The sequence below is a fragment of the Actinoallomurus sp. NPDC050550 genome (assembly GCF_040655075.1).
GTDB lineage: Bacteria > Actinomycetota > Actinomycetes > Streptosporangiales > Streptosporangiaceae > Actinoallomurus.
Genome location: NZ_JBFAJC010000044.1, coordinates 1 through 20,606, shown reverse-complemented (window position 1 = coordinate 20,606; position 20,606 = coordinate 1). Strand labels below are relative to the sequence as shown.

26 protein-coding genes and 2 pseudogenes are annotated in these 20,606 nt (G+C 70.4%); 17 read left to right on the top strand and 11 right to left on the bottom strand.

All coding sequences use genetic code 11. The features are described 5' to 3' along the window. Nucleotide 1: 1 nt before the first annotated feature. Nucleotides 2-658, bottom strand: coding sequence for a TetR/AcrR family transcriptional regulator C-terminal domain-containing protein (locus tag AB0I04_RS40425; RefSeq protein ID WP_360897407.1), 657 nt, complete (start codon nt 656-658; stop codon nt 2-4). Between the two features lie 82 nt (nt 659-740). Here AB0I04_RS40425 and AB0I04_RS40420 point away from each other — a divergent pair, with 82 nt between their 5' ends. Next, nucleotides 741-2,222, top strand: coding sequence for an FAD-dependent monooxygenase (locus tag AB0I04_RS40420; protein WP_360897405.1), 1,482 nt, complete (start codon nt 741-743; stop codon nt 2,220-2,222). 48 nt (nt 2,223-2,270) lie between these two features. Here the strand turns inward: AB0I04_RS40420 and AB0I04_RS40415 are convergent, their stop codons facing one another. Beyond that, nucleotides 2,271-3,002 (bottom strand): SDR family NAD(P)-dependent oxidoreductase, encoded by a 732-nt coding sequence (locus AB0I04_RS40415; protein ID WP_360897403.1) that lies wholly within the window; start codon nt 3,000-3,002, stop codon nt 2,271-2,273. A gap of 38 nt (nt 3,003-3,040) precedes the next feature. Between AB0I04_RS40415 and AB0I04_RS40410 the strand changes: the two are divergent. Further along, nucleotides 3,041-3,136, top strand: a pseudogene (locus AB0I04_RS40410) (helix-turn-helix domain-containing protein); the annotation flags it as partial. A 9-nt stretch (nt 3,137-3,145) separates the two neighbouring features. Next, complete coding sequence (locus tag AB0I04_RS40405; RefSeq protein WP_360897536.1) at nt 3,146-3,610, top strand: hypothetical protein; 465 nt, start codon at nt 3,146-3,148, stop codon at nt 3,608-3,610. A 7-nt stretch (nt 3,611-3,617) separates the two neighbouring features. Here the strand turns inward: AB0I04_RS40405 and AB0I04_RS40400 are convergent, their stop codons facing one another. Continuing rightward, nucleotides 3,618-4,916 carry an amino acid permease gene (locus AB0I04_RS40400; protein ID WP_360897401.1) on the bottom strand — a complete coding sequence of 433 codons (1,299 nt, stop codon included), beginning with the start codon at nt 4,914-4,916 and terminating at the stop codon, nt 3,618-3,620. Nucleotides 4,917-5,022: 106 nt separating this feature from the next. On the opposite strand from AB0I04_RS40400, the gene AB0I04_RS40395 reads away from it, so the two are divergent. Then, a complete protein-coding gene (locus tag AB0I04_RS40395; protein WP_360897399.1) occupies nt 5,023-5,496 on the top strand; it encodes an Lrp/AsnC family transcriptional regulator in 474 nt (157 codons plus the stop codon). 187 nt (nt 5,497-5,683) lie between these two features. Here the strand turns inward: AB0I04_RS40395 and AB0I04_RS40390 are convergent, their stop codons facing one another. Then, nucleotides 5,684-5,962, bottom strand: coding sequence for an FAD-dependent monooxygenase (locus tag AB0I04_RS40390; RefSeq protein ID WP_360897397.1), 279 nt, complete (start codon nt 5,960-5,962; stop codon nt 5,684-5,686). 45 nt (nt 5,963-6,007) lie between these two features. Then, on the bottom strand, nt 6,008-6,433 hold the full coding sequence (locus AB0I04_RS40385) for a MerR family transcriptional regulator (RefSeq protein ID WP_360897395.1): 426 nt from the start codon (nt 6,431-6,433) through the stop codon (nt 6,008-6,010). Between the two features lie 74 nt (nt 6,434-6,507). Here AB0I04_RS40385 and AB0I04_RS40380 point away from each other — a divergent pair, with 74 nt between their 5' ends. From AB0I04_RS40380 to AB0I04_RS40370, 3 genes are all read left to right on the top strand, one after another. After that, nucleotides 6,508-6,639, top strand: a complete 132-nt coding sequence (locus AB0I04_RS40380) for an FAD-dependent monooxygenase (protein WP_360897393.1) — start codon at nt 6,508-6,510, stop codon at nt 6,637-6,639. A gap of 281 nt (nt 6,640-6,920) precedes the next feature. Further along, complete coding sequence (locus tag AB0I04_RS40375; protein ID WP_360897391.1) at nt 6,921-7,268, top strand: hypothetical protein; 348 nt, start codon at nt 6,921-6,923, stop codon at nt 7,266-7,268. Between the two features lie 236 nt (nt 7,269-7,504). Then, nucleotides 7,505-7,957: a hypothetical protein gene (locus tag AB0I04_RS40370; protein WP_360897389.1), complete on the top strand. Its 453-nt coding sequence runs from the start codon at nt 7,505-7,507 to the stop codon at nt 7,955-7,957. An 82-nt stretch (nt 7,958-8,039) separates the two neighbouring features. Here AB0I04_RS40370 and AB0I04_RS40365 read toward each other — a convergent pair whose 3' ends face one another. Further along, entirely contained in the window at nt 8,040-8,507 is a 468-nt protein-coding gene (locus tag AB0I04_RS40365; protein ID WP_360897387.1) for a hypothetical protein, read from the bottom strand. On the opposite strand from AB0I04_RS40365, the gene AB0I04_RS40360 reads away from it, so the two are divergent. Beyond that, nucleotides 8,430-9,245, top strand: coding sequence for a recombinase family protein (locus AB0I04_RS40360; RefSeq protein WP_360897385.1), 816 nt, complete (start codon nt 8,430-8,432; stop codon nt 9,243-9,245). The genes AB0I04_RS40365 and AB0I04_RS40360 overlap by 78 nt on opposite strands. 105 nt (nt 9,246-9,350) lie before the next feature. Continuing rightward, nucleotides 9,351-9,560: pseudogene (locus AB0I04_RS40355) on the top strand (hypothetical protein); the annotation flags it as partial. A 49-nt stretch (nt 9,561-9,609) separates the two neighbouring features. On the opposite strand, the gene AB0I04_RS40350 reads toward AB0I04_RS40355, so the two are convergent. Further along, nucleotides 9,610-10,464 carry a hypothetical protein gene (locus AB0I04_RS40350; protein ID WP_360897383.1) on the bottom strand — a complete coding sequence of 285 codons (855 nt, stop codon included), beginning with the start codon at nt 10,462-10,464 and terminating at the stop codon, nt 9,610-9,612. 192 nt (nt 10,465-10,656) lie between these two features. Then, nucleotides 10,657-11,460, bottom strand: a complete 804-nt coding sequence (locus AB0I04_RS40345; protein ID WP_360897381.1) for a hypothetical protein — start codon at nt 11,458-11,460, stop codon at nt 10,657-10,659. 143 nt (nt 11,461-11,603) lie between these two features. On the opposite strand from AB0I04_RS40345, the gene AB0I04_RS40340 reads away from it, so the two are divergent. The 5 genes from AB0I04_RS40340 to AB0I04_RS40320 all read left to right on the top strand — a co-directional run bounded on the left by AB0I04_RS40340 (nt 11,604) and on the right by AB0I04_RS40320 (nt 15,839). Then, nucleotides 11,604-12,404, top strand: a complete 801-nt coding sequence (locus tag AB0I04_RS40340) for a helix-turn-helix transcriptional regulator (protein ID WP_360897379.1) — start codon at nt 11,604-11,606, stop codon at nt 12,402-12,404. Next, nucleotides 12,395-12,571, top strand: coding sequence for a DUF397 domain-containing protein (locus AB0I04_RS40335; RefSeq protein ID WP_360897377.1), 177 nt, complete (start codon nt 12,395-12,397; stop codon nt 12,569-12,571). Before AB0I04_RS40340 ends, AB0I04_RS40335 begins: the two co-directional genes overlap by 10 nt. Before the next feature lie 186 nt (nt 12,572-12,757). Continuing rightward, nucleotides 12,758-13,234: a ricin-type beta-trefoil lectin domain protein gene (locus tag AB0I04_RS40330; RefSeq protein WP_360897375.1), complete on the top strand. Its 477-nt coding sequence runs from the start codon at nt 12,758-12,760 to the stop codon at nt 13,232-13,234. A 224-nt stretch (nt 13,235-13,458) separates the two neighbouring features. Next, nucleotides 13,459-14,796, top strand: a complete 1,338-nt coding sequence (locus AB0I04_RS40325; RefSeq protein WP_360897373.1) for an aspartyl protease family protein — start codon at nt 13,459-13,461, stop codon at nt 14,794-14,796. A gap of 431 nt (nt 14,797-15,227) precedes the next feature. Beyond that, nucleotides 15,228-15,839 carry a hypothetical protein gene (locus AB0I04_RS40320; RefSeq protein ID WP_360897371.1) on the top strand — a complete coding sequence of 204 codons (612 nt, stop codon included), beginning with the start codon at nt 15,228-15,230 and terminating at the stop codon, nt 15,837-15,839. Nucleotides 15,840-15,916: 77 nt separating this feature from the next. Here the strand turns inward: AB0I04_RS40320 and AB0I04_RS40315 are convergent, their stop codons facing one another. Together AB0I04_RS40315 and AB0I04_RS40310 are read right to left on the bottom strand one after the other, a co-directional pair. Further along, nucleotides 15,917-16,549: a GntR family transcriptional regulator gene (locus AB0I04_RS40315; RefSeq protein ID WP_360897369.1), complete on the bottom strand. Its 633-nt coding sequence runs from the start codon at nt 16,547-16,549 to the stop codon at nt 15,917-15,919. 62 nt (nt 16,550-16,611) lie between these two features. Next, complete coding sequence (locus AB0I04_RS40310; RefSeq protein ID WP_360897367.1) at nt 16,612-16,947, bottom strand: tRNA-binding protein; 336 nt, start codon at nt 16,945-16,947, stop codon at nt 16,612-16,614. Between the two features lie 109 nt (nt 16,948-17,056). On the opposite strand from AB0I04_RS40310, the gene AB0I04_RS40305 reads away from it, so the two are divergent. Further along, the gene (locus AB0I04_RS40305) at nt 17,057-17,731 is read left to right on the top strand and encodes an HAD family hydrolase (protein WP_360897365.1); all 675 of its coding nucleotides are present in this window, start codon (nt 17,057-17,059) and stop codon (nt 17,729-17,731) included. Between the two features lie 9 nt (nt 17,732-17,740). Here AB0I04_RS40305 and AB0I04_RS40300 read toward each other — a convergent pair whose 3' ends face one another. After that, nucleotides 17,741-18,628, bottom strand: a complete 888-nt coding sequence (locus AB0I04_RS40300; protein ID WP_360897363.1) for a LysR family transcriptional regulator — start codon at nt 18,626-18,628, stop codon at nt 17,741-17,743. Between the two features lie 108 nt (nt 18,629-18,736). Here AB0I04_RS40300 and AB0I04_RS40295 point away from each other — a divergent pair, with 108 nt between their 5' ends. Both AB0I04_RS40295 and AB0I04_RS40290 read left to right on the top strand, forming a co-directional pair. Next, nucleotides 18,737-19,597: an oxidoreductase gene (locus AB0I04_RS40295; RefSeq protein WP_360897361.1), complete on the top strand. Its 861-nt coding sequence runs from the start codon at nt 18,737-18,739 to the stop codon at nt 19,595-19,597. Nucleotides 19,598-19,661: 64 nt separating this feature from the next. Continuing rightward, the coding region (locus tag AB0I04_RS40290) for an MFS transporter (RefSeq protein ID WP_360897359.1) at nt 19,662-20,606 on the top strand (945 nt) is incomplete at its 3' end.

Genomic DNA, 20,606 nt, shown 5'->3' with positions numbered 1-20,606 from the left:
GTCATCCGCCCCGGCCGGGGCCTGGACTGTTCTCCGCCGCCTCTCTCCGGAGGGTGCGCAACCCGGCGATCATGATCTGGACGCTGTACCGGAATGCCTCTTCCTGGGTGTCGCCGGTGGCCTGGCGTTCGGCCACGCCACGGGCGACGGTCGGGAAGAGCCTCTGCGCCTGTTCGATCTCGGTGGCGTCGAGCTCCGGAAGCGCCTGCTCCTCGACGGTACGGCCGACGACGAACCAGGTGAAGGAACCCGCCGCGCGGGAGGCGTCGCGGAGGCTGAAGCCGGCGGCGTGCAGGACCTGGGCGGTGCGTTCGACGAACATCCCGAGGGCGACCGCTCGGATGAGGTTCGCCCCGAGGGCGACCCGGGCGCCGTCGGTGTGCGCGAGCAGCGTCGAGCGCAGGAGCTCGGCGGTCCGCAGCAGCCACTGCGGCCATTCGTCCGGGTGGGCGGGCCCCGCGAGCGCGGGCACGGCGGGGGCGAGGATCACGTCGGCCATGTGGTCGAGCAGGGCGCGTTTGTTCGCGAAGTGCCAGTACAGCGCGGGCGCGCGTACGTCCAGTTCCGTGGCGATCCGGCGCAGGGACAGCTTGTCGAGACCCTCGGCGTCGAGGATGCGCAGGGCCGTACGGACGGCGTGATCCCGGTCGATCGCCATGAGTCCCCTCCTTGTCCGAGTTGACAGCTTAACGCGTTAAGGAGAATCTAGGCCTCGCCACTTAACAAGTTAAGGAGCCCCTGTGGACACTCAGGTCCTCATCGCCGGCGCCGGGCCCGTCGGGCTGATGCTGGCCGCCGAGCTTCGGCTGCACGGCATCGACGTGCTCGTCGTCGACCCGCTTCTCGAGCCGGTCCCGTACTCGAAGGCGTTCGGACTGCACCCCCGCAGCATCGAGACGGTGCAGCTGCGCGGCCTCGTGGAGCGCTTCGAGGAGCGGGGCGGCTTTCCCGGCTCCGGCGGGCCCGGCGGCGCGGCCGGCCGGTCACCGATCGCGCTCGCGCACTTCGCGGGGATCCGCACGATCCGGCTCGATCGCCTGCGGACGCGGTACCCGCGGCTCCTCGCGTCAGGGCAGGCCGCGATCGAGGCGGTGCTCGCCGAGCGCGCCATCGAGCTGGGCGCCGAGATCCGTCGCGGAACGGCGGTCGCCGGGGTGGCCCAGGACCAGGACGGGGTCACGGTCGAGACCGACGGCGCGGACGGGCAGCGGGTGTGGCGCGCGGAGTACCTGGTGGGCTGCGACGGCGGGCGCAGTGCCGTCCGCAGGCTCGCGGGTTTCGCCTTTCCCGGCACCGGCCCGACGATCACCGGCCGGCTGGCCGATGTCCACGTGCCCGCCCTGCTGGAGGACCCGGGGATGGGATGGCACCGCACCGACGGCGGGATCGTCCAGATCACGCCGTTCCGGGTGCTGACCGTGGAGTTCGACGGACCGCCCGCCGACCGCGCGACCCCGATGACCGAGCAGGAGATGACCGACTCGATCCGGCACGTCGTCGGCCGCGAGGTCGAACTCCCCGCCACGCCTCAGTGGCTGTCCCGGTTCACCGACAACACCCGGCTGGCCGAGCGCTACCGCCACGGCCGGGTCCTGCTCGCGGGCGACGCCGCCCACGTGCACTCGCCGTTCGGCGGCCAGGGCCTCAACCTCGGCGTCCAGGACGCGGTGAACCTCGGCTGGAAGCTGGCGGCCACCATCAACGGCCGGGCGCCCGAGGGGCTGCTGGACACCTACGAGTCCGAACGACGTCCCGTCGCCGCACGCGTCCTGCACAACACCCGCGCCCAGGTCGCGCTCATGAACCCGGACCCGCGGCTGACGCCGGTACGGGAGTTGTTCACCGAGCTGATGGAGCTGGAGCCCGTCAACCGCCACCTGGGCAACATGGTCAGCGCGCTGGAGGTCCGCTACGACCTGGCCGGATCCCATCCCCTCACCGGCGGCTTCCTTCCCGACCTGACCGTAAAGACCGCGGACGGCGAGCAGCCGGCCGGGGACCTGTTCCATGCCGGCCGGCCCGTCCTGCTCGACCTCACCGGCGGTGCGGCCGTACGGGAGGCGGCCCGGGGCTGGACCGACCGCGTCGACGTCGTCACGGCCGCCCCGACCGGCACGGCGCTCCTCGTGCGGCCGGACGGCTACGTCGCCTGGGCGGGCGACGACGAGACCGGCCTCCGCGAGGCCTTGGCCCGCTGGTTCGGCCCGGAAGCCCGTGCCTGATGCTCCGGCCGGGGCTCCGCCGATGAGCAGCGGGGGGCGTTCGCCGGGTTATCCGGCGGTGGGCTGCGGGGCCGGGGGCTCGGGGTGGAGCTGCTCGACGCGGTCGCGCTTGGTGTACATGTCCCAGTAGTACGCGGCGAGGTCGTCCGGGTCGACGACCGGGAATCCCGCGAGCGACTCGGTGGCGGCCGCGGCCACCTCGCTCATCTCGCTGCGCTCGATCATGGCCCCGATAGAGAGGGTGCCGGCGTAGACGCCGGTGCCGGCCAGCTCGGCGTTGAGGGAGTACAGGTAGTTGCGGGCGGCGGCCATGACCGGGCCGACGCCGCTGAGGTGGGGCATCGGGTGCACCGCCGTGTAGCCCTGCGTCAGCAGGAAGGCGCCGTCGCCGCGCTCGGTCCACTCCGGCAGCACGGCGCGGACCACCTCCACCGGGGTGAGCAGCAGCAGCGGGATCAGCCCCTCCAGGGTGGCCGCGTCCAGCTCGGCGGCCGGGGTGAAGCCCTGGTCGCCACTGATCGGCCCGTACTCGACCACGTCGATCCGGCCGAAGCGGTCGCGAATGGCCGCGGCGAGAACGGGCACCTCGTCGGGCTTGGACAGGTCGGCGGAGAAGGCGGCCGCCTCGATGCCTTCGCCGGCGAGCTGCTCGACGAGCGCGTCCAGGCGGTCCTTGCGGCGCGCCACCAGGGCGACCCGGAAGCCTTCGCGCCCGAAGCGGCGGGCCACGGACACGCCGAGACCGGTGCCGCCTCCGAGGACGGCGATCACTTTGGACATGGGGCTGCTCCTTACCTCAGTTATCCGAGCTCTTCCAAGAACGCGGCCTCCACGTGCCCCTGAAGGAGATCGCCCGGAGGGCCGGCGTGAGCCACGGCACTCTCTACAACCTCTTCGGCAGCCGCGAGGCGCTCATCGACGAGGTGGTGACCGACCTGGCGGCGGGCCGCCTCGACGAGGTCGCCCAGAAGGCCCTGTCCTTCGACGACGCCTGGGAGGGGTTCGCGTACTACATCGAGAAGCTCTGCGAACTGCAGGCCGGCGATCCCGCGGTCGCCGACGTGGTCAGTGGCCGCTACCCGGGTGCCGATCGCCTCATGGCCGTCTGCGGCCGGGCGAAGGACACCGCCGAGCGGATCATCGAGCGGGCCCAGCGCGCAGGTGCCCTACGCCCCGACTTCACCGGCGAGGACCTCGCGTTCACCTTCGCGGCCAACGCCCTGCTGGCCCGCGCCGCCGCCGACGCGGCCCCTGACGCCTGGCGGCGCGGTGTCGCCTTCCTCCTCGACGGTCTGCGCACCGAGGCCGCCACCCGGCCCCTCCCCGTCGGTCCCCCCACCCCACAGCAGGTCTACGAAGTGCTGCGGAGCCTCACCGGCAAGCCATGACCGGAGGTCATCCGCCGGCGCGTTCCTCGGTGTGGCCGGGTCGGTGACCTGCCAGGGCGCCGCCCACGGCCAGTGCGGCGGGCACGAGGAGGTAGGCCGCGCAGGACAGCAGCACCAGGCCGGTGAAGACGGTCGCCGCCGCGGCCACCGTACGGCCGCGGCCGGTGAGGAGCCGGACGGCGGCGGCCGTCCCGACCACCGTGACGGCGGCCAGGCAGGCCGCCGTGGCCCGCATGAGGGTGTCCAGGCCGAGCCCGTACGGCACGGCGACGGCGGTGACCAGGGCCGTGAGAGCCGCCAGCAGTCCGAGGCTGCGGTGCGGCACCTGACCGGCCGCCGACCCGCGGGCCAGCGGCGCGGGCAGGGCGCCGTCGCGGGCCAGCGCTGCCCCGAGCCTGGCCCCACCGGCGACGTACGTGTTGATCGCGATGAAGCTCAGGATCACCGCCACGACTCCGGTGGCGACCCTGGCCCCGTCCCCGAGTCCCTCCTGCAGGAGCAGCGCGAGCGGTACCGGTGAGGTGGCGGCCCGGCCGCCGAGCACGCCGATCACGGTGACGACCAGCCCGAGATAGAGGACGCCGACGATGAGGAGGGTCAGCACGGTGGCGCGGGGCATCAAGCGTCGCGGGTCGGCGAACTCCCCCGACAGGTGGCTCGCCGCCTCCCACCCCGCGAAGGCGAAGAACAGCACCCCTGCCGCGTGCACCACGCCGAGCACGCCGTGCGGCGCGAACGGCGTGAAGTTCCCCGACGACGACCGCGGTCCCGCCGCGACGATCGCGGTGGCCAGCAGCGCGGCCAGCCCGCACACCAGCACGAGTTGCACCCGGCCGGACATGCGCAGGCCGCCGTGGTTCGTGACGAACGCGGCGGCCAGCAGGGCGATCGCCACCACCACGACCCACGAGCGGTCCAGGCCGACGGCCGCGACGACGTAGTCGCCGCCGATCAGCGCACCGGCCAGCGTGCCCACCGGGACGATGCCGTAGAACCACCATCCGACGACCGCCGCCGTCCGGGGCCCGAACGCCCGCGCGGTGAACGACGCGACCCCGCCCCCGTCGGGGAACCGCGCCCCCAGCGCCGCGAAGGTCAGTGCGACCGGCGCGCTCAGTGCCAGGAGCGCCGCCCACGCGAGGATCGAGGCGGGCCCGGCCGCCGCGGCGGCCAGCTGCGGCAGGGCCAGCACTCCGGGGCCCAGGACGGCCCCGACGAACAGCGCGGTGCCCTGTGCCAGGCCCAGGCGGTGCTCGGGGACGTCGGCGACCGGCCTCGCCGGATGGCTCCGCGTCGGCAGCGTCACGTCGTCCTCCTCGCTGGTGGGTGATTCGCCTCGACGGTAGCCATACGATCGCTGGATCCAGCCTGCCGCCGAACGTTCGACCGGAATTGGAGTGCATAATCCGGCCATGGACGAACTCGACGTTGAAATCGTGCGCCTTCTCCAAACGGATGCACGGCAGTCCAACCGCGAGCTGGCCCGCAGGCTCGGCATCGCGCCGTCGACCTGCCTGGAACGCGTGCGCACGCTCACCCGCCGCGGGGTGATCCGCGGCTACCACGCCGACATCAGCCTCCCGGCCCTGAACCGGGGCGTGCAGGCCTTCGTCTCGGTGAAGCTGCGGGTGCCCAGCCGACCGATCATCGACGCGTTCAAGGACTTCGCGTCCCGGCTTCCGGAGGTGCTGAGCGTGTTCGTCATCTCCGGCGACGACGACTTCCTCCTGCACGTCGCCGTGCAGGACCTGGAGCACCTGCACGCCGTCCTGGTCGACCGGCTCAGCACGCGCCGGGAGGTCGCCGGCTTCCGCACCTCGGTGATCTTCCAGCAGGTCCGCAACACGGTGCTCGACCGCCTCGACGCCCCGCCCCCTGCACCCTAGGTTCGGACCCGCACCGAGCCACGGTTCGCAGCCGGACCGCCGGGGACACGCACGGCCAGGCCTGGGTCGCGGACCCGTCTCATCGCCTCCCGCTGACGCGCGCGGGCGGTGGCGTCCAGGACCACAGCCGGGTCGTCTTGCGAGCGCTGAGGTTTGCGGGTGCCAGGCCCGGTCGCCAGCCGGTAGGTCACCGGCGAGGTGGACAGGCTGATCCTCGGATCGAGCCGGGCCATGCGGGCGACCTGCTGACTGCGCGGCCGGCGGGCCCGGTCGTACGCGGCCAAGGCGTGGGGACGTCGGCGGCGTCGGCCAGTTCCGCGGCGAGGACGACCGCGTCTTCGAGGGCCTGGCCCGCTCCCTGCGCCAGGAACGGGGTCATCGCATGGGCCGCGTCGCCGAGGAGGGCCGCCCGGCCCTGGACGTAGGACGGCAGCGGATCCAGGCCGTGGATGCCGTGGCACAGCACCGATCCGGCGGGAGTGGCGTCCAGCAGTGCGGGAATCGGAAATAACTAGATGATCAATGAGGCGAGTGCTTCGTCGACGGCTTGGCCGAGTTCGGCGCGCAGCTGGGTGCATTCGCGGACCGGGTCGGACTTCGGGCAGGTCAGCAGGTGCTCGAGGAGCTTCTGAGCGCTCCGCAGGTGATCGATCTGCTGCTCGATCGCCTTGATCGAACCGGTCAGCACTTCGCGCCCCGAGGGCCGATCCGGGTCGTCGCTGATCAGAGTGGCGGTGTCGGCCAGGCTGACCAGGCCGTGCTGGTGCAGACGCCGGATGAGGGCGAGCCGGCGCAGCTCCGGACGGCCGTAGTGGCGGACGTTCCCCCGGCGTTCGACGGCCGGCAGGAGGCCCAGGTCGTCGTAGTAACGCAGCGTCGATACCGGCATGCCGAAGCAGCGGGCGACCTGACTGATCGAGTAGCGCTCGTCTCCCATGCCGCCATCTTGCGCTCAAGTCCGCTTGAGCGTGCAGGGTGAATCACCTGGGCAACCGCGAGAGGGAGCGTTCGATGCGTACTCAGGACGTGCCGGTACTGGTGGTGGGAGGCGGGCCGGTCGGCCTGTCGACGGGCCTGTTCCTCGCCCACTGGGGCGTCCGCCTTCGGTCAAGATCCCCGGCCAAGACGGCGAGCCGTACCTGATCGTCCCCTTCGACACCTCCAACGATTCGCCGCTGCCGCGCGCGCTGGCCTCCAAGGTCGTCCTGCGTGAGCGGGCGCGGCGAGATCGCCGAACCGATCCCGGAGTTCGGGACGGCGCTGCTGGACCGCATCGAGTGGCTTCCGTTGGAGTAGCCCCAGCGAACCCCGCCGATAAACCCGCGACTTCCAGCAGAAGCACCGGCGCAGGAGTTGCCGCCCAAACGCACGCTAGGACGATCAATCCCAAGAGGTCTACAACGCAAAGCCCTGAAGGAGACGTCATGTCCAACATCACCCCCGCCTTCCGCTTCGCCGCCACCTTCGCCGTCCACAACGACGCCGAGATGATCGAGGCGGACCCGGAGGTGAGCGCCCGCCTCCTCGAGGCTATCGAGGTGGCGCAGGCCCACAACTACCTGCTCATCCAGTACCCCGCCGTGGACTACTACGAGGAGGTGCCTAACGGTGCCGAGCTCGTGGAGATCCACGGAGCCGTGCGGCGAGCGTTCGCGCTCAAGCTCGGCGAGGAGGTCTGGGTCGGTTACTCGGAGGCCGGCAACGGCACTCCAGGATTCGTCTGGGAGAGCACTCCCGACGAGTTCGACCGGTTGGCCGCCTTCGCCCGGTAGAGCGAAGCATCGCGCTTCGGCGCCCAGGTGGACTCCAGCACGTGCAGCGTGCCGGAGTCCACCACCCTTTGCGGCGAAGGTAAGCATTCACGTGCCTAGTGCCGCATCAGGCAACGTTCGCCCCCGTTGATGGGGCCAGTGGTGTTGGAGTGAAGTCATTTCCGTTTGGTCGACGTGATCGACACAATGGAGGAGTAGGAGGTGTCGACTTCTCCAGAGCGCACAGGGAGTAACCGATGGCTGAGGCGTCTTCCGTGATGCAGTCGATTACGTTCGCGGCCTGGCGAGATGGCACTCCTTGCTCGTCCGGGGCGGCTCGTCGCCATTACGTCACTCTGGCCGAACTGCTGGTGCGTCTGGGAAGCTTTGGGCTCGGCCTTACCTGGAAGGCGCGAATTGACGACACTCAGCACATTGACGACACGCAGCACACGGTGTTCGCTGAGATGGAACGGGCGTCGGTGGGCTCCGGGATCGGCACCCTTGAGCTGTTGGCTCTGGCCGCGCCCCACTTGCAGGCGGTCGATGCAGTCTTCTGGGGCTATGCCGACGGCGACCTAGTGGTGATCTTGAGAGAGGTCGACAGCACGAGTTGGGACGTCTGCACGGCCAACGAGTGGGTGTTGTGTGAGATCCGACGACACTATCCAGATGCCAGTCCGATTCCTTCAGGTGGATGGGATACGTAGGCGTCCAGCCAGCCTGGAGGGCAGCAGCGCACGATGATTACTCCGCATTCGGCGTGAGGAAGGACGTCCAAACAGTCGCCGTTCAGGCGACGTTCTTGCGTAGGTGTTCGTCCGCGGCGTTCTTGTTCCGCCAGATGATGCAGCGGCGGATCATGCTGACGCCCTCCTCTCGGAGCAGAACCCGAAGGCCCTCGTGGCTGATGTCATCGACCACCCCCTCGGCGACCAGGAAGTCGGCCAGCTTGACCAGGCTCCAGGTCGAGGACGGCAGACCGTGCTCGGCCGGCTTGGACTTGGCGATCTTCTTGATCTCGCGGCGGTCGGGAAGGGCGAAGGTCCTCGGGCGTCCACCCTTGTACTTCGGGTAGAGCACCTCAAACCCGTCGGCACTCGTGGTCAAGGCTGCGCGCCCTGATATGGCCGACCCGCCGCCCATCCCTCCGTCGTCGATCGGGTCCAGGATGGACAGCAGGTGCATGGTCTTGTCGATGCGGCCGTACTCGGCGAAGGCCCGCCCGAGCGGCGTGGGGCGTCCGTCTCGGGCGAACATGCGCAGCAGGTCGTAGGCGCGGACCTCGAAAGTTACCCATTAGTACCGCCAACGGCTGTCCGCAGGTTCCTCAACCCCGGGATCGTCTACTCCCGCTCGTCCACCGCGACCCAGTCACTGCTCCGGCAGCGGCACATCCTCACCGAGGCCGGCCTGCTGGTCCGGACCGAAGGAGTCGCCGAAGGATTCCACCCGGCCGAGGGGGTCCTGCTGTTCGAGGACCCGGCGACCACATCCAAGATCCCCGCACTGCAGCGGCCCGCGTTCGCCAAGGTCGCCTCCGCCGCGCACCCCGGCGACACCCTCACCGTCTCAGAGCTGTTCCGCCTCTGCCGCGACCTGACGGACATCCACGCCGTCCGCAACTGGTGCCGGGCCCGCGCCGTCGTACTGCGAGTCCTGTCAGGACCGCTGTCCAACTTCCACGACCTGGCCGCCGACGACGCCACCACCACCGCCCTGATCATCAACGTGATCACCGCCGTCGGACAGTTCCAGCGCGACCTGCAAAACGAACTGACCGCCGAAGGCATCGCCGCGGCCGAAGCCCAAGGCCGCTACCGCGGCCGGCCACCCGCACTCGCCGGAGACCAGCTCGAGGAAGTGCGGGCGGCGTTCCGCGACGAGGGCGCCTCGATCGCGGGTCTCGCACGTGAGCACGGGGTCAGCCGAGTCGCCGTGCGCACCGCACTGGCCGACCTGCTGCCCGGCCCAAGGATCCCGCCCCCTCAGTCCTGATCGACAGATGGGCCACCCGCATCCGGACGGTGGACGGCGGTAACTCGGCCCGAACCGGCTCGCTATCGCCGTTGGCCGTTCGGTTGCTGCTCACGGGCCGTCTCCACCGTGGACCTGGCGGGCTCGCGCTGGACACTGTTCGCCGGCACCGACGTCCGGCGGTGGCGAGCCGCTTCACCGGGGATGGACGTGCGCGTCCACGAGCTCGGCACGATGGACGACGCCGCGCTCGTACGACCGGACGGCTTCGTGGCCTGGCGCGGCGCCACTGAGGAGTCCCTCCAGGCCGCACTCCGCGGTCTGGGCCGCTCATAGGAGCGGGCCTCCCTGCCCGGCGATGCCGGAAGGCGGCGGTGGCGGTCGTTCAGAAGTCGCCGCTCGAGGTGCCGCCGCCCGAATCGCCACCCGACGTGGACCCGCCGGAATCGCCGCTCCCGCTGGAGAAGTCACTGGACGATCCCGAGTCGAAGGCGCTGAAGGCGGCGCCGGAGTCCACGTACGAAGACTGATCCTCGTAGCTCCGGTACCGCCGGCCGCCCGATCCGCCGCTGGTGCTCCGCGCTCCCGCACTTTTGGCGACGACGCCGACCAGGATGATGAACGCGATGACCAGCACCGCGGCGAGGAGCCCTCCGGAACCACCGTGATGTTTCGATCCGGCGCCGACGGATTCGGGCGGCGAGAACGTCGCCCGCAGATGCAACGCGGTCTCGATGTAGGTCAGTGCGGAGTTCAGCGCCTTGCCGTAATTCGGCTCCATCTGGAAGCTGCTCGTGAAGTCCTCGCGTGCCGTGTCGGCCATGGAGTCCGACAGCCCGGAACTGGTCCCGCTGGCGATGATGATGTGCCGGGACTTGGTGTTCACGGCCATGATGACGACGTTGGCCGGCGCCGATCCGCGCAAGGTCTCGTACCGCTGGTCGAAGGCGGCCTTGTCGCGCGCCAGGTCGGTCGTGGTGTAGATCCAGACCGGGTCCGGATTCGCGTCTGACGAGCCGTAGATGGAAGGCGTGTCCCGCAGCGACGAACGATCGGCCTGGGACAGCACGTGTGAGTCGTCGGTGATCTTCACCGTGGCGGAGGACGTCGCCGAGGGATTCACCGACGGTTCCGGCGTGGCGGCCGACGCGTGGCCGCCGAAGAGCAGCGCCACGGCGAATGCGGGCACCGCCATCAGCCGGGCCATGCCTCGCAGCGCTCTTCGGGGGGTTCGACTCATCGCACTCTCCTCCAGGCCATCGCGGACGGCCCCTTGGACGGCGACCATGATCAATCGGTTCACCGTGTCCGGGCGTGGCCAACAGTGGCCCTGCACAGCCCACCGTGCGGCGCGAGCGCGACATTGCCGTCGCCGTTGACGCGCGGACACCAACAATTCGGGCAATCCACCGGCCATGCCGGCGGCATGGAGTCAACAGCGACGGCGGTCAGGCGCGTCGGCGGCATCGAGGTCCGCGCAGTGGCCGACGATGCGCTCGACGACCTCGATGCGGTCGTACGGCGGGTGGCGGACGGTGCCGAGGCCCGGCACCCGGTAGGAGATCGACCCCTCTCGCACCCAGACGTGGACCCCGGCGCGGACGCAGATGACGGCCATGCCGTGACCGATGGCGAGTTGCAGCGAGCCGAGGCGCCGGGCGGCGAGCAGGGCGTGGATCTCCTCCGCCGTCCGGCGAGCCGGGCTCGGCCTCGGGGCGACGAGCCCGGGCGGCACGGGCACGGTGAAGTACACGGCCTTCCCCGGAACGGGTCCCGCGCCGAGCCGCGACCGCGTCCGGCGCACACCCCACTCACCGCCGTACTCGGCGGTCAACGCGTCCACCACCTCGAACCCGCGCCCGCCCTCGGCGTACGGCGACGGCCGCAGCCGCCCGTCCGGCAGTGGCCCCTGCCAGGGCGCCGAGTCGTACATGGCGAGGACGACCTCCGGCCGCGCGCGCCACCGCACGTACGCCCACAGCTCCGGCAGCCCGGCCGGCGGCGGGTGCATCGGTGCCCGGCCGCCGTGCGCGTGCAAATGGACGTTGGTCGCCAGCTCGGAGAGGGCGACGGCGGCGTCGTACGTGGTGACGGCGGACATCCGCAGCTCGCCGAACACCTCTTTGAGCACGCTCCGCGCGAATCCCGCTCCCGTCGGGCCCGCGGGCAGAAGCCAGGCCGCACACCCGCCGCCCGGTACGACCCGCGGATCGACTCCCCCGATCGTCGTGTCCATGCTCACCCACTGTCTGTGCGCCGGAATTGTTTTCCACAGCCTCACCGACAGCCTCACATGGAGTAATGGCTATCTCTACACTCCGTTACATGCCGGTCAACCGGCCCCCGCCGGTTGCGAACGCCCGCCAACGGAGGTGGCTCATGCCGCGCCGACCCAATCCCCTCGACCCGTCGTCCTCTCCCCTCGCCCTCTTCGGCTCCGAGCTGCGGTTCCTGCGCGAGCGCGCCCGCCTGTCCCAGGACCAGGCCGGGTCGAAGGCCAACTACAGCGGCTCGCACATCGGCTCCGTCGAGCGAGCGGAGGACATGCCGCTCCGCGCCTTCGCCGTAAAGATGGACCAGGTCCTCGACGGCGACGGCATCCTCCCCCGCCTCTGGGACGGCCTCCTCAAACGCAGCGTCCACCCGCCATGGTTCGACTGGCCAATCCACGAGTCCGCCGCCGACCTGCTGCGCAGCTTCGAGCTCGCCCTGGTCTACGGCCTGCTGCAGACCGAGGCGTACGCGCGGGCGCTGCTGTACGGCGACGAGCAGAAGGTGCGCGCCCGGATGGCGCGCCAGGAGGTGCTACGGCGCACCGAACCGGAGCCGCCCTACCTCGCCTGTGTGCTCGACGAGAGCGTGCTCTGGCGAGAGGTCGGCGGCCCGGAGGTGATGCGCGAGCAGCTCCAGCACCTGGTCGCGGTGGTCTCCGAGAAGATCAGCGTGCAGATACTCCCGTGCGGGCTGCACCGGGGCGTCAACGGGTCGTTCGCGCTCGCCACAGTCGACGATCGGAGAGAGGTAGCGTACGTGGAGACTGCGGCGCGCGGGATCACGACGGGCGAGCCGACGGACCTGGCGACGCTGACCCAGCGGTTCGAGTCGATCCGGTCGCGGGCGCTGCCGGTCGATCAGTCCCTCGAACTCATCACGAGGACGGCGAAGGAACGATGGTGCTGAACACCCCCCAGTGGCGCAAGTCGTCCCGCAGCACAGACAACGGTGGCGCGTGCGTCGAGATCGCGGTCTGGCGCAAGGCCAGCCACAGCGGCGACAACGGCGGTAACTGCGTCGAGGTCGCGGTGCTGTCCCTCACTGGCGACGCGGACCGCGGCGACCGCGCCTGACCGGCGATCGTGCCGGGCGAGCGTCCGGCGTCTCTCCCGGCCGTACGACACCCGTCCACGTGGCGGTGAGCGACCATCCATTGGCCGTTCACCGCCGCGCCGCTCCATGATCATTAATAGGCCACTGCCAAGTTGATCTTGAAGTGGAGATTTGAGCGTCACTCCCCGTAGAGAGAGGAACGCTCAATGAAGCGAACGATCATAGGAGCCGCGGCGCTCGCCCTGACCGGGCTGATCGTTGGCGGTACGCCGGCGCAGGCGGCGTCGTACGTGTCGTACAAGAACGACGCGACGCACACGTGCCTGACCGGCAACCAGAAGAACAACAAGGCCTCCCTCGCCCGCTGCACCAAGAGCTCCTACCAGAAGTGGACCCGCCTGACGTACTCGTCCCACGGCGGTCACACAATCCGTAACCAGAAGACCGGCCGCTGCCTCAGCTTCACCGCGAGCGCTGATTACCAGAAGCCCCTGCACGTACTGACCCGCAAGTGCGACTCCCACCAGGGGTGCCTGTACTGGTCCATGAGCGCCATACACGGCAAGAACATCGGGCCCGCCACCGACATCTGCGGAATGGGATACCTGCATTCGGCGTCGAAAGGTGCCGTGTACGTCGCCGGTTCCTCGACGTCGGCCCAGCGGAGCTGGACCTGGAGGTGAGCTCCGCGCTGCCCTGAGATTCCGGCCGGCAGCGGCATAGGCGCCGGCAACCGGCGACGTTACGGGCGACCGCCCGCCGGGCCGCCTGGCCGCCGTTGAGCACGCACGACGGCGGCCGGGGGGACCGGGCAGGAGACGTGCTGGACCCAGGCGGCCGGGCGCCTCGGCCGCTGTGACCGCCGTGTGACTGGCTTGTGACCGGCCGGTCCGTAGCGTCGCGGCCCATGAATCGACGCACGTTTCTCCTGGGGTCCGGGCTGGCCGTCGGTGCCGCCGGCATCGTCCTGCCGATGGCCTCCGGCGGCGGAGGCTCCGCCGCCTCGCTCACGTCCGGGACGGCGACCACGGACCCTGACCAGCTCTTCCGCCTCGGCCGGTTCGACGCCGCGGATCGCGGTTACGCACAGCTCCTGCACACGGATCCGCGGAACGCGCACGCCGTGGCGCAGCGCGGATACATCGCCCTGCTGTCCAACCGGTTCGCCGCAGCCGAGAAGTACCTGTCCCGCGCGGTCGCCCTCGCTCCCGGTGACGTCGCTTCCAAGCAACGGCTCGCGGAGACGTTCGTACGGCAGGGCCGCTACGGTCGCGCCGTACCGCTGCTCCAGGAGACCGGCAGTCCTCGCGACAAGGCGTTCGCCACGCTGTATGACAAGTTCACCGGGACGCCGTGGCGGATCCATGGCACATCGAGCACGCGCGTGCCCTTCTACGGCCTGGATCCCATACCGTCCGTCGAAGCCTCGCTGAACGGCGGGGCGCCCAAGAAGTTCTTCCTCGACACCTACGCGACGCTCGATCTGTCGAAAGAGGTGGCGGAACAGGCGGGGCTGCGCGCGGTGGCCACCCTGTCGGGCGTCGCCAGCACCCAGCCGGTCACCATCTACCTCGGCGTTCTGGACTCATTTCGGATCGGGAACATCGAGGTCCGCAACCTTCCGGTGCAGTGGATCGATAACCGGCGGCCGCCCCTTCCGGACGGCTCGCAGCCGGCTGGTGTCATCGGGACGACGGTCCTCTACCACTTCCTCGCCACGATGGACTACGCCGGCCAGGCCCTGGAGCTGCGACGCAATACGGCGGTCCAACGGCAGAGGTTCCGGACGCAGGCCGAGCGGGCCGGGTTCAGCCGGCTCCCGCTGTGGCTCGCCGGGGACCATTACCTGTGCACCGTGGGCGCCCTCCGCGACTATGGGCCGCGGGTCGTCACTCTCGACACCGGCGGCATCGGGCACGGCCTCGACACGTCCGTGGAGATCGCCGAAAAGGTCGGCTTCACCGTCGACCGTGACCATCCGATCGGTACGGGCGAGACCGCGGTCTACCCGGTCACCGCCGACCGGGTCAGTCTCGGCAAGGCGGTCGGGCATGACATCAAGGGCTTCGCCGCCCCCCAGGTGTTCCCCGGTTTCCCCGGCCCCGGCCAGTCCGGCCAGTTCGGATTCGACCTGATCGCCAACTTCACCCACGAGTTCTTCAAGCCGTTCAGCATCACGTTCGACTACGAGGACATGGCCTTCTACACCGGGAAGCCGTCCCCGGTCCGGAAGCAGCGCGGCTGAGCCGCGCGAACGGGTCCCGGCTACGTACGCCTTTCCCGCGACACTGGCGGGCGTGGCCGTTCGAGAACACGTACCCGGTTCGGGAGCGGCGCGGGCTGAGCCGCGCGAACGGGTCGCGGCCACGTACGGTTTCCCGCGACACTGACGGGCGTGGCCGTGACGCAGCAGCTCGCCCGGGTCTCCAGTGCGGAGCTCGACGCCGCCGAGCGAGGTCTGGCCGTCGTCCTGTGGTGGGACTGACCGATACGGGCACCGGCCGACGACCTCGATGGCGGCGACGCGCGTGACCTGCGCCTAAACGCTCCGGTGCGCAGGCCGCCGAAATTTCCCGCCGGACCCGAGCAACTTTGGGGGTCTGAAGGACATCTTCCTTTGTGAGACCCATGATCATGAGCACGGCACCGCGCTCATGCGAGCTCGGGGAGATACCGATGGACACCAAGAACCGGCGGCGAAAGCCCGTGCTGATCGCGGCGGTCGTCGTCGCGGGCGTCGCCGTCACGGTGAACGCCGTCGCGCCTTCCACGTCCGCGTCCAGCGCCACCGCCGCCGCGGCGGCCAAGGTGACCGCCGGTGCGCCCGGCAAGTCCGCGTCCGGCGCCCCGAAGGTGTCCCTCGTCGTGTCGACCGCTGCTCCGGCGAACACCGGCCGTGACATAAAGATGTGCGCCGCCGCGCACGGCAAGTACCAGGGCACGGTCGTGCGGACGGTTCCCGTCATGGGTGAGATGGGCGCGGCGAAGGGCGGACGAGGCGGCACCGTCATCGTCATGCGGTCCACCGTCTGCGGAACCGCGTGGGCCCAGGTGAAGAAGGACAGGAAGTACGACAAGCGGGCGTACCCGACGAGCGTCTGGATCGCCACGTACGCTACGGAGGCCACCGAGCATTCGAAGCTCGGCGAGAACTATCGCGAGGCCGCCACCCGCGCGGTCCTCTCGACGAGGGCGGTACCGGCCGGTTGGCACGGGACGCTCGAGGTCGAAGCCCGCTGGGCAGGAGAGGGCTTCGCCTTCTACAACGCCGCCCCCATCGCCTACTGACGCTCGGCCGGCGTGCCGACGGCGAGCTCTTCTACTGGGACCACCGGATCGTTCGCGAACTCGACACGGGGGGCCGGCTACCCGATCAGGCCGTGCACGGCCCGTTCCAGGTGCTCTCGCATCTGCGTGACGGCCCGTTCCTGGTCACCGGACCGTACGGCCTCCAGCAGTTCCAAGTGCTCGGCCGCCAGATCGTGCGGCCCGGGGTAGGAATCACCAAGCTGGGCCAGGCACAGCTGCATCTCTTCCTGCATGGCCGGATAGATCCGGTCCAGCCGTTCGCTGCCCGCAGAGTGGATGAGGGCGATGTGGAACGCCGTGTGCGCCTCGACCCGCTCGCCCCAGCTCGCCGTCTCCGGAAGACCCTGCATCGCCGCCAGGGCCTCCTCGGCGGGCGCCAGCGATCGGCCCTCGGCGATGATCCGCCGCACGGCCTCCGACTCCAGCGGGGTGCGCACGAAGAACAGGTCACGTACGTCGTCCGGAGTGAACATGGGCACCTGCAGCGACCGGCCGGATCGCTGTGCCAGGTGCCGGGCGGCCAGCTCCTGCAGCGCCGACCGCACCGTCGGCCTGGCCACTCCGAACTCCGTCGCCAGTCCGTTCTCGGTCAGCGGCTCGCCGGGCTTGAGGTCACCACTGAGAATCCGGCGGCGAACCTCGGCCACGAGCGCGTCGCGTGTGCTCATGGTCTGCAAGGCCGTGGCCACCTGATGCACCTCTCCCGATCCCGAAGGCTCTCAGGCTATCAGTCAGACAGCATGACAATCCGTCAGCAGACGACGTCCCCGGGTGTTCCCTGATCGGGCGCGAGCAGGTGCACCACTCCGTCCTGGCCTTGCGCGCCGAGCAGCAGGAACTCGCTGCGGAAGCCGGCGATCCGCTTCGCGCCGAGGTTCACCGCGCCGACGACGAGTCTGCCGATCAGTTCGTCTTCGGCGTACTCCGTGACCTGCGCGCTCGTGCGCAACGTGCCGATCGGGCCAAAGTCGACAGTGATCTTCCAGGCCGGCTTGCGCGCCTCTGGGAACTCGGCCACGTCGACCACCCGGCCGACCCGCATGTCCACGGAGAAGAAGGCGTCGGCTGAGGTCTGGGGCTTGGTCATACGAACTCCTCAAGGTTGGTCGGCGCTGACGGACACACTGAGCGGCTTGTCATTCTGTATAACCGTATAGCAGACTGACTGTGTCTGTTCTTCCACCCAGGAGGCGACGATGAGTGAGATCCGCTGGGCGACGTTCGACTGCTTCGGCACCCTGGTCGACTGGCGGCACGGGATCGCCACCGGCGCTGAGCTGCTGTTCCCCGGTCGCGGCGCCGAGTTGCTGGAGATCTACAACCGCCACGAGCCCGAGGTGCAGCGCGACTTCCCGGCGATGCGCTACCGAGACGTCCTCACGGAGTCGCTACGCCGGGCGGCCGGGGAGGCGGGGCTCGATCTGCTCACGGACGACGCATCGGTGCTGGCCACGGGGATCCCCTACTGGCCGGTCTTCCCCGACACCCGGCGTGCCCTGGCGCAGCTGCGCGACGCCGGTTGGCGGATCGCGCTGTTGACCAACTGCGACCGTGACGTGATCGGAGAGACCCAGCGTCGTCTCGTCGTGCCGATCGACGCGGTCGTGACGGCCGAGGACGTCGGCAGCTACAAGCCCGACCACAACCACTTCCACCGGTTCGCGGAATCCTTCGGCGCCACCCGCGACAACTGGGTTCACATCGCGCAGAGCTACTTCCACGACATGCGGCCGGCCCACGCGCTGAACATTCCACGGGTGTGGATCAATCGGCTGAACGAGAAGGACGATCCGTCGATCACGGACGCCGTCCTGCCCGACCTGTCCGATCTGGTGAGGACCGTCGAGCAGGTCCGCCGCGCGGCCCGGTGAACGCGGGTTCTACGGGCGGTCGGCGGCGAGTTCTCCTACGACGCGGGCGAAGCCGTGGACCAGCGGGTTGTCCGTGGTGGCGGGCCAGGCGAGTGCGACCCGGAGCGGCTCGACGTCGGTGAGCGGAACCCAGGCGAGGTCGGGCCGGGCGTAGTAGCGGGCCATGCTCACCGGCGCGAAACAGATCGCGACGCCCTCCGCGACCTGCTCCAGCATCTCCTCGACGTTGTCGTTGGTCGGCCCCCAGCGCGGGACCGATCCGTCCGGCCGCGGGTTGACCGCCCACCAGTCGACCCACGCGCGCGGCGCGCGTTCGGTCCACATGAGGGGCTCGTCCTTGACGTCGAGGATCGACATCTCCGTACGGCCGGCGAGCGGGTGCCCGGCGGCCAGGCCGACCACTCTCGCCTCGGTATGGACGATCTCGCTGCGCATTCCGGTCAGGTCGGCGGGCAGCCACACGAAGGCGACGTCGACGCGCCCGTCCCGCAGCGCCGACGCCTCCTCGCCCCAGTCGAACCGCTTGGGCTCGACCCGTACGCCCGGATGGCGGCGGGCGAACTCCGCGCGGGCGCGCGTCGTCAGCTCCCCGGCTCCACTCGCCTCGAACCCCACCCGCAGCACGCCCGTCGCGCCCCTGCGGTGGCGTTCGGCGGCGGCGGTGACGCGTTCGGCCTGGTGGAGCGTACGGCGGGCCTCGGTGATCACGTCGCGCCCGGCCGGGGTGGCGGTCACGCCGCCGGCGTGCCGGTCGAACAGCCGTACGCCGAACTCCGCCTCGAGGTTCTTGAGGGCGTACGAGAGGGCGGGCTGGCTGACGAACAGCCGGTCGGCGGCGCGGCCGACGTTCCCCTCGTCGTCGATCGCGATCAAGTAGCGCAACTGGCGAAGCTCCACGCTGCGATGATAAACGCTCTTTATCGCTCAAACGATCTTCTGTCTTGGACGCCTCGCTCCATCCGCTGACATAACGGAGACATCAGCACTTCGACAGGAGTCAGCGATATGAGCATTGAGAACGCGCGTGAGGCGAGCGGCCGGGTCTGGTTGATCACTGGTGCGTCCTCCGGCTTCGGCCGGTCGATCGCCGAGGCGGCGCTGGCCGCCGGTGACACCGTGGTGGCCACCGCCCGCAAGCCGGAGGCCCTTGACGACCTGGTCGCCGCCCATCCCCACCGCGTGAGCGCCGTCCAGCTCGACGTCACCGACACGGCCCGCGTCGCCGCCGTCGTCGCCGAGGTCATGCTCTGGTACGGCCGGATCGACGTCCTCGTCAACAACGCCGGCCACAGCCAGATCGGCGCGGTCGAGGAGACGACCGACCGGGAGTTCCGCGACCTGATGGACGTGCACTTCTTCGGCCCCGCCGCGCTCACCCGGGCGGTCCTGCCGCACATGCGCGACCGGCGATCCGGGGCCATCGTGCAGATCAGCAGCATGGGCGGGCAGCTGTCGTTCGCCGGGTTCGGGGCGTACTCGGCGACCAAGTTCGCCCTCGAAGGGATGTCCGAGGCGCTCGCGGGGGAGGTCGCCCCGTACGGGATCAAGGTGCTGATCGTCGAGCCGGGCGCCTTCCGTACGAGCCTGTTCGGCGGCGCGCTCTACCAGTCGGCGGCCATGGACGCCTACGCCGAAACGGTCGGCCCGACCCGGGCGATGTCGGCCGGCGCCCACGGGCAGCAGCCCGGCGACCCGGCGAAGGCCGCCGCCGCCATCCTCACCGCACTCGACGCGGAGAAGACGCCGCTGCGCCTGCCGCTGGGCAACGACGCCGTCGACGCCCTCGTCGCGCACGCCGACGTCATCCGCGCGGAACTGCGGGAATGGGAGCCCCTCTCCCGCGGCACCGACTTCGACGACGCCTGACCCGCACCGTCGACCGCGACCATCGCGGAAAGCACACCTATCCGAACGTTTCAGGAGTGTCCTGATGAAGTCCCTGCCCAAGCCCTTCCCTGCCGCCCGCACCGCGGCCGCAGCGCCGGAGGCGGCCCGGGGCGGATCTCCCGTGGTGCTCGGCGCCGCCATGCTGGGCTTCTTCCTCATCTCGCTGGACGCGTTGATCGTCACCGTCGCACTGCCCCACATCGGCCGCAGCCTCGGCGGTGGCATGTCCGGCCTGCAGTGGGTGGTGGACGGATACACGCTGATGTTCGCTGCCCTGATGCTCTCCGCAGGCGCCCTCTCCGATCGCATCGGGGCCCGGCGGGCGTTCGGCGGCGGGCTGGTGCTCTTCGCGCTGGCCTCTGCCGCGTGCGGGTTCGCGCCCGGGCTCGGCGTGCTGGTGGTCGCGCGGCTGGTGCAGGGGGCCGCGGCAGCGGTGATGATGCCGGCGTCCCTCGCCCTGGTCCGGCAGGGCTTCCCCGATCAGGCGAAGCGGGCGCGGGCAATCGCCCTCTGGACCGTGGGTGGCGCGGTCGCGGTGGCGGCCGGGCCGGTGCTCGGCGGGGCACTCACCGCTTCCGTAGGGTGGCGGTGGATCTTCTTCGTCAATCTCCCGGCGGGCCTGCTGGCGCTCGCCCTGCTCGCCCGCGTGCCGGCCTCCCCGCGGCTGCCCTCGCGGCTGGACGCGATCGGGCAGGTGACGGCGGTGGTCGCGATGGGCGCGCTGACGTACGGCGTGATCGAGGGCGGCGCCGAGGGCTTCGGCCGGCCACCCGTGGTGGTGTCGCTGCTGGTGGCCGTGGCCGCAGCAGCCGCCTTCCTCGCTGCGCAGGCCAGGGGCGCGCACCCGATGCTCCCGCTGCCGCTGTTCCGCTCGCGGGTGGTGGCGGTCTCCTTGGTGGTCGGCTTCATGCTCAACGCCGCCTACTACGGCGGGGTGTTCATCTTCAGCCTGTACCTGCAGCAGGAGCGCGGGCAGTCCGCGCTGGAC

Bases quoted from the DNA above. Each gene is read 5' to 3' on its own strand.
- AB0I04_RS40425 (WP_360897407.1), bottom strand. From the start codon at position 658: ATGGCGATCGACCGGGATCACGCCGTCCGTACGGCCCTGCGCATCCTC.
- AB0I04_RS40415 (WP_360897403.1), bottom strand. From the start codon at position 3,002: ATGTCCAAAGTGATCGCCGTCCTCGGAGGCGGCACCGGTCTCGGCGTG.
- AB0I04_RS40395 (WP_360897399.1), top strand. From the start codon at position 5,023: ATGGACGAACTCGACGTTGAAATCGTGCGCCTTCTCCAAACGGATGCA.
- AB0I04_RS40385 (WP_360897395.1), bottom strand. From the start codon at position 6,433: ATGGGAGACGAGCGCTACTCGATCAGTCAGGTCGCCCGCTGCTTCGGC.
- AB0I04_RS40380 (WP_360897393.1), top strand. From the start codon at position 6,508: ATGCGTACTCAGGACGTGCCGGTACTGGTGGTGGGAGGCGGGCCGGTC.
- AB0I04_RS40375 (WP_360897391.1), top strand. From the start codon at position 6,921: ATGTCCAACATCACCCCCGCCTTCCGCTTCGCCGCCACCTTCGCCGTC.
- AB0I04_RS40370 (WP_360897389.1), top strand. From the start codon at position 7,505: ATGGCTGAGGCGTCTTCCGTGATGCAGTCGATTACGTTCGCGGCCTGG.
- AB0I04_RS40365 (WP_360897387.1), bottom strand. From the start codon at position 8,507: ATGTTCGCCCGAGACGGACGCCCCACGCCGCTCGGGCGGGCCTTCGCC.
- AB0I04_RS40350 (WP_360897383.1), bottom strand. From the start codon at position 10,464: ATGAGTCGAACCCCCCGAAGAGCGCTGCGAGGCATGGCCCGGCTGATG.
- AB0I04_RS40345 (WP_360897381.1), bottom strand. From the start codon at position 11,460: ATGGACACGACGATCGGGGGAGTCGATCCGCGGGTCGTACCGGGCGGC.
- AB0I04_RS40340 (WP_360897379.1), top strand. From the start codon at position 11,604: ATGCCGCGCCGACCCAATCCCCTCGACCCGTCGTCCTCTCCCCTCGCC.
- AB0I04_RS40335 (WP_360897377.1), top strand. From the start codon at position 12,395: ATGGTGCTGAACACCCCCCAGTGGCGCAAGTCGTCCCGCAGCACAGAC.
- AB0I04_RS40330 (WP_360897375.1), top strand. From the start codon at position 12,758: ATGAAGCGAACGATCATAGGAGCCGCGGCGCTCGCCCTGACCGGGCTG.
- AB0I04_RS40325 (WP_360897373.1), top strand. From the start codon at position 13,459: ATGAATCGACGCACGTTTCTCCTGGGGTCCGGGCTGGCCGTCGGTGCC.
- AB0I04_RS40320 (WP_360897371.1), top strand. From the start codon at position 15,228: ATGGACACCAAGAACCGGCGGCGAAAGCCCGTGCTGATCGCGGCGGTC.
- AB0I04_RS40310 (WP_360897367.1), bottom strand. From the start codon at position 16,947: ATGACCAAGCCCCAGACCTCAGCCGACGCCTTCTTCTCCGTGGACATG.
- AB0I04_RS40305 (WP_360897365.1), top strand. From the start codon at position 17,057: ATGAGTGAGATCCGCTGGGCGACGTTCGACTGCTTCGGCACCCTGGTC.
- AB0I04_RS40295 (WP_360897361.1), top strand. From the start codon at position 18,737: ATGAGCATTGAGAACGCGCGTGAGGCGAGCGGCCGGGTCTGGTTGATC.